The organism is Dietzia sp. oral taxon 368 (assembly GCF_002999155.1).
Lineage (GTDB): Bacteria > Actinomycetota > Actinomycetes > Mycobacteriales > Mycobacteriaceae > Dietzia > Dietzia cinnamea.
The window spans coordinates 955,132-969,681 of the sequence record NZ_CP027238.1 but is presented as its reverse complement, the minus strand read 5'-3'; the positions used below and the strand labels follow the sequence as shown (position 1 = coordinate 969,681).

Genomic DNA, 14,550 nt, shown 5'->3' with positions numbered 1-14,550 from the left:
CGCAACGCGACCCGGGCCCGGGCCGACACCACGTCGGTCCGGGCCCAGTCGCGTCAGAACCAGTCGTCGCGCATGTCCAGCGTCGTGCGGTCGCCGGCGGCCAGCAGGTCGAACTTGGCGTCGACGATCGGCAGCTCGCGGCGCAGGAAGTACTCGGCCGCCTTGAGCTTGCCGGCGGCGAAGGCGTCGGCGCCGGCACCGCCCGCCACCCGGTCACCCAGCGCGAGCAGCTGCTCGATCCAGATCCACGCGATCACCACGTGGCCGGTCGCCTCGAGGTACTCGGTGGCGTCGGCGAGGAACGCCTCCGGGTCGGTCGCGCCGACCTCAGCGAGCGAAGTGGTGACCTCGATGAGCCGGGTGACGCGCGGGCGCAGCAGCGAGGCCAGCTCGGCGACGACCCCGCCGGCCGCGGCCGCCCGATCGCAGCTCTGGGTGATCCGCCCGGTGAGCGCTGTCAGTCCGGCGCCGCCGCCGGCGAGGACCTTCCGGCCGAGCAGGTCCTGCCCCTGGATGCCGTGGGTACCCTCGTGGATCGGGTTGAGGCGGTTGTCGCGGTAGTGCTGTTCGACGTCGTAGTCGATCGTGTACCCGGCCCCGCCGAGCACCTGCACCGCCAGCTCGTTGGCCTTGAGGCACCACTGCGACGGCCACGATTTGGCGATCGGGGTGAGGACGTCCAGAAGCGTCTTCGCGGCCATCGACTCCTCCGGCGAGCCCGTCTTCTCGTCGTCGACCAGTCTCGCGCAGTACAGGCCCAGCGCCAGCGCGCCCTCCACGTACGATTTCTGGGCGAGCAGCATCCGCCGCACGTCCGTGTGACGGGTGAGCATCACCTGCGGAGTCGACGGATCGGCGCCGGCGGGCCGGCCCTGGGGCCGGTTTCGTGCGTAGTCCAGCGACTTGAGGTAGCCGGTGTAGCCGATCGCGGTGGCGCCCAGGCCCACGCCGAGCCGGGCCTCGTTCATCATGGTGAACATCTTCTTGAGGCCGGTGTTCTCCTCGCCCACGAGGTACCCGACCGCGCCCGGCCGCCCGCCGGGGGTGTGTATACCCTGCCCGAGGGTGGGCATGGTGTTGACCGTGCCGCGGAAGCCCATCTTGTGGTTGAGGCCGGTGATGACGATGTCGTTGCGCTCACCGAGCGAGCCGTCGTCGTCGACGAGGTACTTGGGCACGATGAACAGGCTGATGCCGCGGGTGCCAGCGGGGGAGCCGGGCACCTTGGCCAGGACGAGGTGGACGATGTTCTCGGCCATCTGGTGCTCGCCGCCGGAGATCCACATCTTCTGGCCGAACAGGCGGTAGGTACCGTCGGGCTGCGGCTCGGCGCGGGTGGTGATGTCGGCGAGGTTGGAGCCGGCGTGCGGCTCGGACAGGCACATCGTCCCCGTGAAACGGCCCTGGATCATCGGCTCGACGTACGTCCGGATCTGCTCGTCGGAGCCGTGTGCGAGCAGCAGGTTGGCGTTGCCGGTGGTGAGCAGCGGATAGGCGGCCGTGGAGATGTTGGCCGCGTAGAACCAGGCCATGCACGCCAGGTACGCGGTGTAGGGCAGTTGCATGCCGCCGACCCGCTCGTCCATCGCCGCGCCCACGAGGTCGGCCTCGGCGAACTTCGCCAGCGCCTCGCCGATCTCGGGGATGAGCTCGACCTCCTCGCCCACGAGGCGGGGCTCGGTGAGGTCGGCCTTGCGGAAGTGGGGCGCGAAGTAGGTCTCGGCGAGCTCGGCCGACAGGTCCAGCACGGCGTCGATCGTCTCGCGGGAGTGGTCGGCGTAGCGCTCGCGCCCGGTCAGCTCGGACACCCGCAGCCAGTCGTGCAGGAGGAAGTCGAGGTCGGCGCGGGACAGGAGGCTGGAGGGGGTCATGCCCCACAGGTTACTCGCGGGTGGCGCGCGCGAACTTCCGACCCATCTCGGTCATCGTCTTCTCGTAGGCGGCGGGCAGGAGCCGCTTGCCTCGGTAGGACTTCCGCGCCTCGGGGTCGGGGAGGATGAGGAACCGCCCGGCGTCGAGTCCGCTCATGACCTCGGCGGCGATCTCGGCGGCGCCGCGTTCGGAGCGGTCGATGAGCTTGCTCGCGAACCCGCTGGCGGCGGGGTCGGAGGAGTTGAGGCTCGAGGCGAGGTTGGTGCGGAAGAACGACGGGCAGATCACGGACACGTCCACGCCGAACGGCTCGAGTTCCCAGCGCAGGCTCTCGGAGATCGCCACGACGGCGGCCTTGACGGCGGTGTAGGAGGACATGGTGGGCGGGTGCACGAGCCCGGCGAGGGAGGCGGTGTTGACGATCCGACCGCTGTTCTGCGCCTTGAGCATCGGCACGAACGTGCGGCAGCCGCGGGCCACGCCGAGCAGGTTGATGTCGACGATCTGCCGCCAGTCGTCCTCGGTGAGCATCTCGATGCGCCCGCCCTGGGCGATGCCGGCGTTGTTGACCAGCACGTCGAGGCCGCCCCAGATCGACTCGACCTCGTCGCGCGCGGCCTGCCACTCGTCCTCCGAGCGCACGTCGAGGCGCAGGTAGCGGGCGTCGGCGGGGATCGTGTCGGGCCGGGCGTCGGTGGGGGCGACGTCGGTGACGATCACGCGGTCACCGCGTTCGAGGAACGCGGTGGCCAGCGCCAGTCCGAGTCCGGAGGCGCCGCCGGTGACGAGGATGCGACGGTTGGTGTCGGTGGGGGAGGGGGACGACGACGAGAAGGGCAGTCGATCCAGCCCGGGCAGCGGCAGAGCGGACAGGGAGACCGCGGGCAGGGAGAGTGCGGGGAGGGGGACCTTGGGCAGGCGCATGAGCCGAAACTACCCGTTTCAGCGCGCCGGCAGCGGGGCCGGTTGCCCTGCGGCGCCGAGGAAGTCGGCGGCCATCTCCACCGCCGGGGCCGAGGAGTCGGCGCCCTCGATGAGCACCGCCACGGCGATGTCGCCTGTCGAGCCGACGAACCAGCCGTGCGACGGGCCGCTGCCGACCTCGGCGGTGCCGGTCTTGCCGCCCAGGCCGGGGACCGCTCGGGCGGCGGTCGCGGTGCCGGACTGCACGGTCTGCACCATGTACCGGCGCAGGGTGTCCACGACGGCCGGGGGCAGTGGCTCGGGCGAGGCGGCGGCCACCGCCGGCATGCCGGCGATCACCTGCGGCAGGATCATCCGTCCGCCGTTCGCGAGCGAGGCGGTCATCACCGCCATACCGAGCGGGCTGGCCAGGACCTCGCCCTGGCCGATCGCGGCCTCCACGCGCGCCGGGCCGCGGTCGGTGACGGGCACCGAGCCGGTGAACCACGACGGGCTCATCCCCGGCCCGGAGAAGCCGACCCCCAGGCCCAGCTGCGCGGCCGTGTCCTTCATGGCGGTCGGTTCGAGGCGGTCGCTGATGACGGCCTGGCTGGTGTTGCAGGAGCGGGCGAACGCGGTCTCCATGGGCACCTCGCCCAGCGCGAAATCGCTGTCGTTGGGGATCGTGCGGCCCGAGACGGTGATCGAGGCCGGGCACGGCACGATCTCGTCGGGACCGACGGCGCCGGACTGCAACGCGGCGGCCGTGGTGACCACCTTGAACGTGGAGCCGGGCGGGAAGCGGCCCTCGAGCGACACGGGTCCCTGCTGGTCGGCGGCGGAGTTCTGCGCCACGGCCAGGATCCCGCCGGTCGAGGGCTGGATCGCGACGATCGACGCCGCCAGCCCGGTGCCGGCCACCGCGTCCGCCGCGGCCTGCTGCACGGATATCTGGACGGTGGAGACGAGGTCCTCGACCTCCCCGACCGGCGCGCTGCCGAGCTCGATCGGTTCGACGCCCGGGTTGACGATCTCTGCACGCCACCCGCCCTCGGCCTGCAGCGCCGCGAGCCACGCGTCGGGCAGTCCGTCCAGCACCGGGGAGCGGAGCTCGCGGTCGGTGCGGATCAGCTGGCCCTGTTCGGGCAGGCTCACGCCGGGGACCGCGGCGAGTCGCTCGCGGATCGGGTCGATGTCGCTGGGCCGCAGCGCGACCACCTGGTACGGCTGGTCGCCGGCCTGCGCCATGCCGTCGCGGATCGACTGCCCGGTGATGGTCGGGGCGGCCGCGCTCACCAGGGCCGCGACCGCGTCGGCGCTCCCGGCGGCGTCGGGGGCGAGCGTCACCGCCGTGACCGGAGTCCATTGCAGCAGCGGCGCGCCCGTCCGGTCGAGGACGGACGTGTCGTAGTCGAGGATTTCGGAGAACGCCAGGTAGCCACCCGGTTCGAGACGGGTGTCGAGGATAGTCGGCGCCCACTTTACCTTCCACTGGTCGTCCACCTTGGTCGTGGCGGCCTCACCCGTGGTCGTGGCCACGCGCGGGGCGGGCGACGGCTCACCGCCCCCGCCGGCCGGGTCGGCGCCGCCCTCGTCGTCGTCACCCTCACCCCCGCCGCCTCCGGCGACGCCCATGTCCCACGTAATCTCCACGGGCACGGGGTCCTTGTCGGGGCGCCGGTCCCCCTCGGGCGTGTCGATCGTCAGGGTCGGCGTGAACCCCATCGACTCGATGTTCGCGGCGAGCGTCTCCTCCGCGGCGGCCGGGTCGGTGGTCATCGCGGCCGCCCCGGCGACGTCGCCGGCCTCGAGCGCGGAGAGGAACTGCTGGAGCTCGTCGGAGCCGGTGTCCCCGGTCAGCGCCGCGCAGCCGGTTCCCCCGAGGGCCACGGTCAGCACGGCGGCGACCACACCGGAGGCGGTGCGGCCGCGCCGACGGCGGGTCGTGCGGAAGGCGGGCGCGGTCGTCATCTCTCCACGAAACCAGATTCCGGCCGCGTCCGCCCGTCGTGTGGTCGGCGCCGCCGCCGGTCCGCCACGTACCCTCGGGCCACATGAGCGACAGCCGCCCCGCGCGGGCACCCGCCGACCGTCCGGGCGCCTCGCCGGTGACCGCCGGCCTCGCGCGAGTCCTCGACGACCTCGTCCGGGTGCCGGGCACCAACTACCGCGTGGGGCTGGACCCGGTGATCGGCCTCGTGCCGGTGGTGGGTGACGCGGTGGGCACGGTGGTCGCCGCGGCCGTGTTCGCCGAGGCCGTGCGCAATCGCATCCCCGTCCACCTGCTGTTCCGCATGGGGTGGAACTACCTGGTCGACGCCGCGCTCGGCGTGGTGCCCCTCGTCGGCGACGTCGCCGACGTCGCGCACAAGGCCACCTCCAAGAACCTTCGGCTGGTGGACCGCGCCATCGCCGAGGGGCGCCGCGTGGACACCGACGCCCGCGGCTACCTGCTGCGGGCGATCGGCGCCGTGGGGCTCATCCTGCTGGTGCTCCTCGGCCTGGTGGGCCTGGCGCTGTGGGGACTGCTCAGGCTCATCGGCCTGGTGTTCTGACCCGCGCCGCGCCGACGGGGAACGCCCCCGGGAGGCCAGTCCTCCCGGGGGCGTGTCGTCGCGGTGCGTGGGTCAGGCCGAGGTGACCGGCAGGAGGCGCCGGACCACGTCGTCGAGCGTGAGGACGCCCCGCACCTCGGAGACGTGGGTGCCCGGGTGCCCACCGGACTGTTCGACGACGACGAGGTGGGCGCGCGCCTCACGCATCCGGCGGAACGCCTCGGCGACCGTCAGATCGTGCTCGAGTGACAGGCTCGGCCGCATGAGTTCCCGGGCCGTGGCGTCGCCGTCGACGTTGATCGCGTCCCGCGCGTGGACCACGCCGACCGCGGTGTCGTCCTCGAGGACCAGCAGGCGCAGATGGCCGGTGCGGCGCGCGGTGTCGAGAATCTCCTCCGGGCCCGCGTCGACGCCGACCGAGGACATCTCCTCGGGCGCGGCGGGCTGATCGAGGTCGCGCTCGCCGAGCAGGTCGCCCACGGTGAGCTCCTGCAGTTCGAGGGCGCTGAGCAGCTGCCGCTGATGGGTGTCGTCGAGCGTCCCGGCCTCGCCGGAATGCCGGACGAGCTCACGCAGCGAGTCGGCGTCCTGACCCGCGGACACCTCGTCCCTCGACTCGACCCCCAGCCGGTGCAGGATGTTGTTCGCCATGGCGTTGAGGGCGACCAGGAGCGGACGGGTGAGCCAGAGGAACGCCCGCATCGGAATCGCCAGCAGGGTGGCCGAGTACTCGGGGTGGGTGATGGACCACGACTTGGGGGCCATCTCGCCCACCACGAGGTGCAGGAACGTGACGATGATCAGCGCGAGGATGAACGCGATGACGTCGGCGGTCCACAGCGGGAGCCCCCATCCGGCGAACACCGGGGTGAGCCAGTGGTGCACGGCGGGCTTGGTGATGGAGCCCAGCGCCAGCGCGCACAGCGTGATGCCGAGCTGGGCGCCGGCGAGCAGGAGCGTCAGCTCGGACGCGTTCTTCAGGGCCGCGCGGGCGGCGGCACTGTGCGCGGCGTCGTCCTCGAGCCGGTGCCGGCGGGCGGAGATGAGCGAGAACTCGACGGCCACGAAGAACGCGGACGCCGCGATGAGCAGGACGGTCGCCACCAGGACGACCCAGGGGTTGCTCATGATCCCACCGTCGGCGTCGGCGGCGAGAAGGGTGGTGGTGGGGGTCATCGTGCGGCCTCCTCGACCACGACGTGCAGTTCCGCGGGGACGCGGCGTTCGATGCGGCGGACCTCGGTCCGCAGGACGCGATCGGCGGAGATCTCCTCGAGGACGTCCGTGTCCGGCAGCGGGATGTCGACGCGGGCGCCGACGTCCGGCAGGTCGCCGATCGTCTCGATGACCAGGCCGCCGAGTGTCTCGGCGTCGACCTCGGGGAGGGTGATGTCGAGGAGACGCTCCACCTCGTCGAGGTGCGTGTCGCCGGTGAGGATCCAACCCAGCCCCTCACTGACAGGGACGTCCGCGGCCTGCGGGTCGTGCTCGTCCGCGATCTCGCCGACGATCTCCTCGGCCATGTCCTCCATGGTCACGACGCCGGCGAACCCGCCGTACTCGTCCACGACCACGGCCATCTCGGAGTTCTGGGCGCTCAGTCGGGCCGCCACCTCGGGCAGCGGCAGCGACGTGGGCACCCGGATCGGGGCGCGCATCACCGTCGACACCTGGGTCAGCGAGCCGTCGGTGTCGTCGCCACAGAGCACGAGGAGGTCGTGCAGGTCGACGATGCCGATCACGTCGTCGGAGTCCTCGCCCACCACGGGGTAGCGGGTGTGTCCCGTCGCCATCTTGGACAGCACCTCGTCGACGGAGTCCTCGGCGCGGACCACGTCGGTGCGCGAACGCGGGATCATCGCGTGCTCGGCCGGCTGCCCGGGGAAGTCGAGCATCCGGTCGAGGAGCCGACTGAGCTCGGGGGAGAGTTCGCCGGCCTCGCCCGACTCGGCGACGATGTGCTCGAGGTCGCGAGCGGTGGCCGAGTGCTCCTTGTCGTGCACGGGCTCGATGCCGACCGCCTTGAGCAGCGCCTCGGAGGCCTTGTCGAACAGGCCGATGATCCAGCCGAACACGGCGAGGTAGATGGCGGTGGACCGGGCCAGCCACCGGGCCACGGGCTCGGGCTTGGCGATCGCGAGGTTCTTCGGCACGAGCTCGCCGAAGAGCATCTGGACCACGGTCGAGAACAGCAGTGCCAGGATCGTGCCCACACCGACGCCGACGGCCTGCGGCACCGAGGCCAGGCCGAGGAGGTCACCGATCGCCCGGCCGATGAGCGGCTCGGCGACGTACCCCACGACGAGGGTGGTGACGGTGATCCCGAGCTGTGCGCCCGAGAGCATGAACGACGTGCGTCTGGTGACGCCGAGGACCCGCTCGGCGACGGGGTCGCCCTTCTCGGCCGCCGCCCCCATGCGGGAGCGGTCGACGGCCATGAAGGCGAACTCCTGGGCCACGAAGTAGCCCGTCAGCGCGGTGATCGCCAGTACGACCACGACGCCCACTAGTAGTGAGAGCGCGATGCTCATCCGGTGTGCCCCCTTCCGTGAAGGGGGCTGGTAGATCGGGCCGGGGTGTCGGCTCGGCTCACTGGAGGTGCTCCTGCGCTCATCGGGTTGCACCCCGGGCCGGTCGCCCGAGGGTTGATTTCTCCGATTGTCCTGTCCCGGGTGGGAAATGTCGACTCCCACCTGTGGGGCGAGATCGACGGCACAGTTTGTCCCGCAGGAAAAGCAGGAGTAGCACTGTCTGTCATGACAACTCGGAATGCCGAGGTGGCTCTCGCCGATACGGACCGCAGGTTCTTCGGCCATCCACTCGGATTGGCGAACCTGTCGGGTATCGAACTGTGGGAGCGTTTCAGCTTCTACGGCATGCAGGGCCTGCTGGCGTACTACATCTACTACGCGGTCGCGGACGGTGGCCTCGGGTACTCCGAACAGATCGCGGCGTCGATCGTCGGTGCTTACGGCGGTCTGGTCTACGCCTCCGCGATCCTCGGCGGCTGGATCTCGGATCGCCTGTTCGGCGCCGAACGGACCCTGTTCGGGGCGGCCGTGCTCATCATGCTCGGCCACCTGTCCCTGGCCCTCGTGCCGGGCCCCGTCGGGCTGGGGATCGGCCTCGTGTTCGTGGGCGTCGGCGCCGGCACGCTCAAGGCCACCACCTCGACCGTGGTCGGCGACATGTACCGGCGGACGGACGACCGGCGTGACGCCGCGTTCTCCATCTACTACATGGCGGTGAACATCGGTGGCCTCACCGGCCCGCTGATCACCGGGGTGCTGTGGCACGCCAATGGATTCCACTGGGGATTCGGCGCCGCGGCGGCGGGAATGGCGATCGGCCTCATCCAGTACGTCGCGGTGCGTGGCGCCACGCTCAAGGGCGTCGGGGCCGTCGTGCCCGACCCGCTCCCGCGGCCGCAGCGGGTCCGGGCCCTGGTCATCGGCGTGGTCGTGGTGGTGCTCGTCGCGACAGCGCTGGCCCTGGGCCTCATTCCGCTGGAATCCCTGGCGGACATCGTCACCGCGATCGCCGTGGTGGGCGCCGTCGCACTGTTCGCGCTGCTGATCACCAGCCCCAAGACGCAGCCCGACGAGCGAAGCCGGGTCGTCTCGTTCATCCCCATGTTCATCGCGTCGGTGGCGTTCTGGGCGCTCTTCCAGCAGCAGTTCACGGTGATCGCGATCTACTCGGACCAGCGTCTCGACCGCAACCTGGGTGGCTGGGAGATGCCGGCGAGCTGGGTCCAGTCCATCAACCCGCTGTTCATCATCATCTTCGCCGCGGTCTTCGCGACCCTGTGGGTCAAGCTCGGCAGCCGTCAGCCCTCGAGCCCGATCAAGTTCGCGCTCGCGAACCTCATCATGGGCATCGCCTACCTGGTGTTCCTGTTCTTCGTCGGCAGCGTCGCGACGCCGCTGCTCGGCATCGTCGGTATCCTGTTCCTGTTCACCATGGCCGAGCTGCTGCTCTCGCCGGTCGGGCAGTCGCTGTCGACCAAGCTCGCACCGGAGGCCTTCAAGACGCAGATGGTCGCGCTGTTCTTCCTCAGCGTCTCCATCGGCAGTGCGCTGTCCGGCGTGCTCGCGGGGTACTACGACCCGAACGACGCCGGGGCTGAGCGCAACTACTTCCTGGTGCTCGGCGTCGCGTCGATCGTCCTGGCCGGGATCATCGCCGCGCTGTCGCCGTGGATCCGCAAGAACATGATGGGCGTGCGCTGACGCACCTCTGACTCATCCCCTGACACGACCGCGGCCACCGAGGAGATTCTCGGTGGCCGCGGTCGTATCAGGATCCGGCCGGGACGGCGGTGTTCAGTCGGCCGAGCCGGTCTGCCAGACCTCCCATGGCACGGACCAGTCGCCGTTCTGCCAGACCTCCAGCTCGGGCCCGCCGGTGCCGCGGACCTCGACGACGTCCCCGGTGACCGCCTGGTCGAAGTACCACTTCGCGTCAGCGGGGGAGAGGTTGAGGCAGCCGTGCGAGGTGTTGGTGTTGCCCTGGGCCCACATCGACGACTCCAGGGCGTGGAAGTAGATCCCGTCGTTGGAGATGCGCACGCCGTGGTCGACGGTGACCCGGTAGCCGGCGGACAGGGGCAGGCCGTAGGTCGTGGAGTCCATCAACACCGAGCTGGACTTGTCCAGGACGGTGTAGGTCCCCGGCTGGGTCCAGAAATGCATGGTCACGCCGCCGTACGTGGCCCAGCCGCCCTTGCCCATGGAGGTGGGCATGGTCTTGAGCAGTTCGCCGTTGCGGTACACGGAGACCGTCTTGGTCGCGTCGTCGGCGATCGCGATGCGCCGGTCGCCGATAGTGAAGTCGGCTTCCGCGCCGGCACCGCCCCACTGGTCGCCACCGAGGTCGCGCCCCTCGGTGTCGAGTTCGACCCGCACTCGGGTGCCGGTCTCGTAGTAGTCCTTCGGACGCCAGTGTGCCGAGGAGTCGTCGGCCCAGAACCAGTTGCCCTCCACCTCGGGCGAGGTGGTGACCTTCATGTGTTTCTCAGCTTCTTCGCGGTCAGCGATGGGCTGGTCGAACTTCGCCACGATGACGATTCCGACGCCGTACTCACGGTCCGACTGCAGGGTCCCGCCTCCGGTCGTGGTCAGGGTCGGGGTCACGACGGCCGCCGGGTCGGCCATGCTGAACGTCCGTGTGTCCGTCCTGGTCCCGCCGACCGCACCCTCGTAGGTGATCTCCAGGGTGTAGGTGCGCCCGAACCCGAGTGTGACGGCCGGCTCCCACTCCGATCCGTCACGCGAGATTTCGCCCTCGATCTGCTTGCCGGCGTCGTTGGTGAGCACCGCGTTCGTGATGGTGCCGTTCTCGACGGTGGCCCGGACGCCGTCGACCACGGCGACGTCAGTGGCGCCGTCGGCGGGGACGACCTCCAGTGCCGCCGGGGCGGGCGCCTGCGCACTGGGCTCGGTGGGGGTCGTCTCCCCGGCGGAGCCCGTGGGCACCGGGATGGTGCACCCGGCGACGACGAGGATCAGCGCGAGCAGTCCGGCGAGCAGGGCGAGGGGGCCCGTCACCGCCGGAAGAGAGGGGGTTTCAGACCTGGACAGGGACATGCATCAACTCCGAAGCGACAAGCGTGGGGCAGCCGGTGAATCACGGCTTATGTCGACATGATGCACTCCGTGTCCGACACGGAGCGAATCCGAAACGGCCGGCCGCCCACTCGTTGTGGAGTTGTGACCGTCGTGGGGCCCGCGCGATGGCGGAAGCCGGTCGGCGGGGATGCGTTCGGACGGGTACAACGGAGGCCATGAGTATCGATCGACCAGTGACCATCATCGGCGGCCACGGCAAGGTCGCCCTCCGCACGGCCCGGATCCTGTCGGACGCGGGCGCGGAGGTGCGCTCGGTGATCCGCAACCCGGACCACGCCGACGACATCCGGGCGGCGGGCGCCACCCCCGTGGTGGCGGACGTCGAGAAGCTCGACGTCGAGGGCCTCCGCGAGGTCGTCCGCGGCAGCGGCTCCGTCGTCTGGTCCGCCGGCGCGGGCGGCGGCAATCCCGACCGCACCTACGCGGTAGACCGCGACGCGGCGATCCGCTCGATGGACGCGAGCGTCGCCGAGGGCGTGGAGCGCTACGTCATGGTGTCCTACGACGGCGCCGGACCCGATCACGGCGTGCCGGAGGACAACGCGTTCTTCCCGTACGCCGAGGCCAAGGCGGCGGCCGACGCCCACCTGCGCGAGTCCGATCTGCAGTGGACCATTCTGGGGCCCGGCGCGCTGACCGACGAGCCCGGTGGCGAGACGATCGGGATGGGAGCGGACAAGCGCGAGGACCGGGCGACCAGTCGGGACACGGTCGCCGAGGTCGTCGCCGCCGTCCTGCGCCGGCCCGACACCGTCCGCCGCACCATCGAGTTCTCCGACGGGGACACCCCGATCGGCGAGGCCCTGACGAGGGACTAGCGCCGCGTTATCCTCACCGGATGAGGATCCTGGTGGGAGGTTCGTGGATCACCGTGATCTGCGCACTGCTCACCGCGTCGTGGAGCGTCCCGCAGTACATCATCACAGACACCGTCACGCTCAACTCCCATCCGTTGTTCGTGGTGCTGTTCTTGTTCCCGGCGCAGATCGGCGTGCCGGTGTGCCTGTTGGTGGCGCTCAACTCGCTGCTGATGGGCCTCCGTCGTCAGCTCACCACGATGCCGCGGCGGTTCCTCGCGGGAGGCCAGCTCGTGACGGTCATCCTGCTGGGGATCTGCGCGGCACTGCTGATCTCGCCCACCGCATTCGGTCGGGAGTTCATCGTCATGGCGCTGGCGTTCCAGGTGGGCCAGGTGCTGGTCGCGTTCGGGCTGGTCCTGCACCTGCTCCGCCGGCGTCGTCATCGCCGTGCGGCGGAGGGCGCCGGCGTCGGCTGAAACGTCCGGCGCGCGCGTCGGCTGAACCCTCCGGCGCGCGCGTCGGCTGAGCCGAGCGGGGCACGCGCGCAGTGGTGGGCTGACACTATGGATCGCATGCGTGCCATCCACATCTCCAGCCATGACGGACCCGCCGCCCTCGAGGTGGTCGATCTTCCTGAGTCGGAGCCCGGCGCGGTCCTGATCGACGTCCACGCCGCCGGCGTGACGTTCCCCGAGGTGCTCCAGACCCGTGGCAGGTACCAGATCTCGCCGCCTCTGCCCTTCATCCCGGGCTCGGAGGTCGCGGGCGTGGTGCGGTCCGCGCCCGAGGGATCGGGATTCGCCGCGGGGGACCGCGTGTGCGCGTTCCCCGGTCTGGGTGGCTTCGCCGAGGTTGTGGCGACCGAGCCGTCCCAGGTGTTCCACCTGCCGGAGAACCTCAGCTTCGTCCAGGGCGCGTCGATCCCGATGAACGTGCTCACCGTCCACTTCGCGCTGGCCCACCGCGGTCGGCTGCAGCCGGGCGAGACGGTGCTCGTGCACGGCGCGGGCGGCGGGATCGGTATCGCCGCCACCCAGTTCGCCACCGCCCTGGGTGCCCGCGTCATCGCGGTGGCCTCCACCGAGGAGAAGCGGGAGCTCGCTCGCAAGGCCGGCGCGACCGATGTCATCGCGCCGGAGGGGTTCAAGGACGCCGTGAAGGAGCTCACGGGCGGTCAGGGCGTCGACATCGTCGTCGACCCCGTAGGCGGTGACCGGTTCACCGACTCCATCCGCGCGCTGGGCCAGGAGGGGCGGATCCTCGTCATCGGCTTCACGGCAGGCGAGATCCCCACGGTCAAGGTCAACCGCCTGCTGCTGGGTAACAAGAGCGCGGTGGGCGTCGGCTGGGGCGAGTACTGGATGTCCAACCCCGGCTACCTGCAGAAGCAGTGGGCCGAGGTCGAGCCGCTGCTGGCCTCGGGCCGGCTCGACCCTCTCGTCGGTGCGGAGTTCCCGCTCGAGAACGCCGCCGAGGCGCTCGAGCTCATGGACGGCCGCGGCGCGGTGGGCAAGATCGTCCTGACCACCGGCCGCTGACCCGGGCCCGCGTCGCGGCGGCCGGGTGCTGCGCCGGGCGGCGTCAGCGCGCCAGGGCCCGCAACCGCCGCCCGGCCTCCGCGAGCACCTCGGGTCGCTTGCAGAACGCGAACCGCACCAGGTGCGACCAGTCGTCGGTGAACGCGTCGGTGAACGGCGCGAACGGCACCGCCGCCACCCCGACCTTCTCGGGCAGCTCGAGGCACCACGCCGCCGCGTCGGTCACCCCGAGCGGGCCCGGGTCGGCGGTCAGGAAGTAGGTGCCCTGCGCGACGACGAGGTCGAACCCGACTCCCGTGAGGATCCCCGCCAGCTCGTCCCGCCGGTCCTGCATGTCCTTCCGGAGCGTCGCGATCCATTCCTGCTCGTGGCGCAGCGCGTGCGCGACCGCCGGCTGTAGCGGCGAGGCGACGGTGAAGCTCATGTACTGACGCGCGGTGCGCGCCCCCTCGACGAGATGCGCCGGCCCGGTGAGCCACCCGATCTTCCAGCCCGTGCAGTTGAGCAGCTTCCCCGCGCTGGAGATCCGCAGCGTCCGCTCCGCCATCCCGGGCAGCGTGGCGATCGAGACGTGTTCGACCCCGTCGTAGGTGAGGTGGGAGTACACCTCGTCGGAGATCGCGATCGCGTCGAACTCGCGGCACAGGGCCGCGATCTCCTCGAGGTCCTCACGCGGCAGCACGGCGCCCGTGGGATTGTGCGGCGTGTTGACCAGCACGGCCCGCGTCCGCGGCGAGAACGCGTCCCGCAGCGAGTCCACATCGAGTCGGATATGGCCGCCCGAGCGGATCAACCGCGCGGCGCGACGAGTGGCCCCGGCCATCGCCACCGCGGCCACGTAGGAGTCGTAATACGGCTCGATGACGACCACCTCGTCGTCGTACTCCACCAGGCCCACCACCGCGGCGGCGATGGCCTCCGTCGCGCCGACCGTCACCAACGTCTCGGTGTCCGGATCGTGCACCAGGCCGGTGCGCGCCGTCTCGTCGGCGACGATCGCGTGACGCAGCTCGGGGATCCCCGACCCGGGAGGGTACTGGTTGTGGCCGTCGCGAAGCGCCCGCACCGCCGCCTCGATCATCGACTCCGGCCCGTCCGTGTCCGGGAAGCCCTGGCCCAGGTTGATCGCGTCGAACTGCGTTGCCAGGCGCGAGACCTCGGTGAAGATCGTCGTGGCGTGGGGCGCGAGTCTGCGGACCGTCATGGGGGAAGCCTAGGTGTGTTGACGGCGCCGGTGGCCGCGGGCCGGGCC

General features: G+C 71.0%; 12 protein-coding genes. 5 read left to right on the top strand and 7 right to left on the bottom strand.

The features are described from left to right. Positions 1-53: 53 nt before the first annotated feature. The 3 genes from C3V38_RS04595 to C3V38_RS04585 are packed head-to-tail and all read right to left on the bottom strand — an operon-like array spanning position 54 to position 4,746. Complete coding sequence (locus tag C3V38_RS04595) at positions 54-1,871, bottom strand: acyl-CoA dehydrogenase (RefSeq protein WP_070720705.1); 1,818 nt, start codon at positions 1,869-1,871, stop codon at positions 54-56. A 10-nt stretch (positions 1,872-1,881) separates the two neighbouring features. Further along, positions 1,882-2,796, bottom strand: coding sequence for an SDR family NAD(P)-dependent oxidoreductase (locus tag C3V38_RS04590; protein WP_061228550.1), 915 nt, complete (start codon positions 2,794-2,796; stop codon positions 1,882-1,884). A gap of 18 nt (positions 2,797-2,814) precedes the next feature. Continuing rightward, positions 2,815-4,746: a penicillin-binding transpeptidase domain-containing protein gene (locus C3V38_RS04585; RefSeq protein ID WP_061228549.1), complete on the bottom strand. Its 1,932-nt coding sequence runs from the start codon at positions 4,744-4,746 to the stop codon at positions 2,815-2,817. An 83-nt stretch (positions 4,747-4,829) separates the two neighbouring features. Between C3V38_RS04585 and C3V38_RS04580 the strand changes: the two genes are divergently transcribed. Beyond that, complete coding sequence (locus C3V38_RS04580) at positions 4,830-5,330, top strand: DUF4112 domain-containing protein (RefSeq protein ID WP_061228548.1); 501 nt, start codon at positions 4,830-4,832, stop codon at positions 5,328-5,330. Between the two features lie 72 nt (positions 5,331-5,402). Here C3V38_RS04580 and C3V38_RS04575 read toward each other — a convergent pair whose 3' ends face one another. Together C3V38_RS04575 and C3V38_RS04570 are read right to left on the bottom strand one after the other, a co-directional pair. After that, on the bottom strand, positions 5,403-6,506 hold the full coding sequence (locus C3V38_RS04575; protein ID WP_243699593.1) for a hemolysin family protein: 1,104 nt from the start codon (positions 6,504-6,506) through the stop codon (positions 5,403-5,405). Continuing rightward, positions 6,503-7,861, bottom strand: coding sequence for a hemolysin family protein (locus C3V38_RS04570; protein WP_061228547.1), 1,359 nt, complete (start codon positions 7,859-7,861; stop codon positions 6,503-6,505). Before C3V38_RS04570 ends, C3V38_RS04575 begins: the two co-directional genes overlap by 4 nt. A gap of 225 nt (positions 7,862-8,086) precedes the next feature. On the opposite strand from C3V38_RS04570, the gene C3V38_RS04565 reads away from it, so the two are divergent. Then, a complete protein-coding gene (locus tag C3V38_RS04565; RefSeq protein WP_061228546.1) occupies positions 8,087-9,562 on the top strand; it encodes a peptide MFS transporter in 1,476 nt (491 codons plus the stop codon). 93 nt (positions 9,563-9,655) lie between these two features. Here C3V38_RS04565 and C3V38_RS04560 read toward each other — a convergent pair whose 3' ends face one another. Continuing rightward, positions 9,656-10,918, bottom strand: a complete 1,263-nt coding sequence (locus C3V38_RS04560; RefSeq protein ID WP_061228545.1) for an Ig-like domain-containing protein — start codon at positions 10,916-10,918, stop codon at positions 9,656-9,658. A 197-nt stretch (positions 10,919-11,115) separates the two neighbouring features. On the opposite strand from C3V38_RS04560, the gene C3V38_RS04555 reads away from it, so the two are divergent. From C3V38_RS04555 to C3V38_RS04545, 3 genes are all read left to right on the top strand, one after another. After that, the gene (locus C3V38_RS04555) at positions 11,116-11,778 is read left to right on the top strand and encodes an SDR family oxidoreductase (protein ID WP_082767681.1); all 663 of its coding nucleotides are present in this window, start codon (positions 11,116-11,118) and stop codon (positions 11,776-11,778) included. A gap of 20 nt (positions 11,779-11,798) precedes the next feature. Then, positions 11,799-12,236, top strand: a complete 438-nt coding sequence (locus C3V38_RS04550; RefSeq protein WP_061228543.1) for a hypothetical protein — start codon at positions 11,799-11,801, stop codon at positions 12,234-12,236. A 96-nt stretch (positions 12,237-12,332) separates the two neighbouring features. Continuing rightward, complete coding sequence (locus C3V38_RS04545) at positions 12,333-13,298, top strand: NADPH:quinone oxidoreductase family protein (protein WP_061228580.1); 966 nt, start codon at positions 12,333-12,335, stop codon at positions 13,296-13,298. 43 nt (positions 13,299-13,341) lie between these two features. Here C3V38_RS04545 and C3V38_RS04540 read toward each other — a convergent pair whose 3' ends face one another. Next, a complete protein-coding gene (locus C3V38_RS04540) occupies positions 13,342-14,502 on the bottom strand; it encodes a pyridoxal phosphate-dependent aminotransferase (protein ID WP_061228542.1) in 1,161 nt (386 codons plus the stop codon). Between the last annotated feature and the right edge of the window lie 48 nt (positions 14,503-14,550).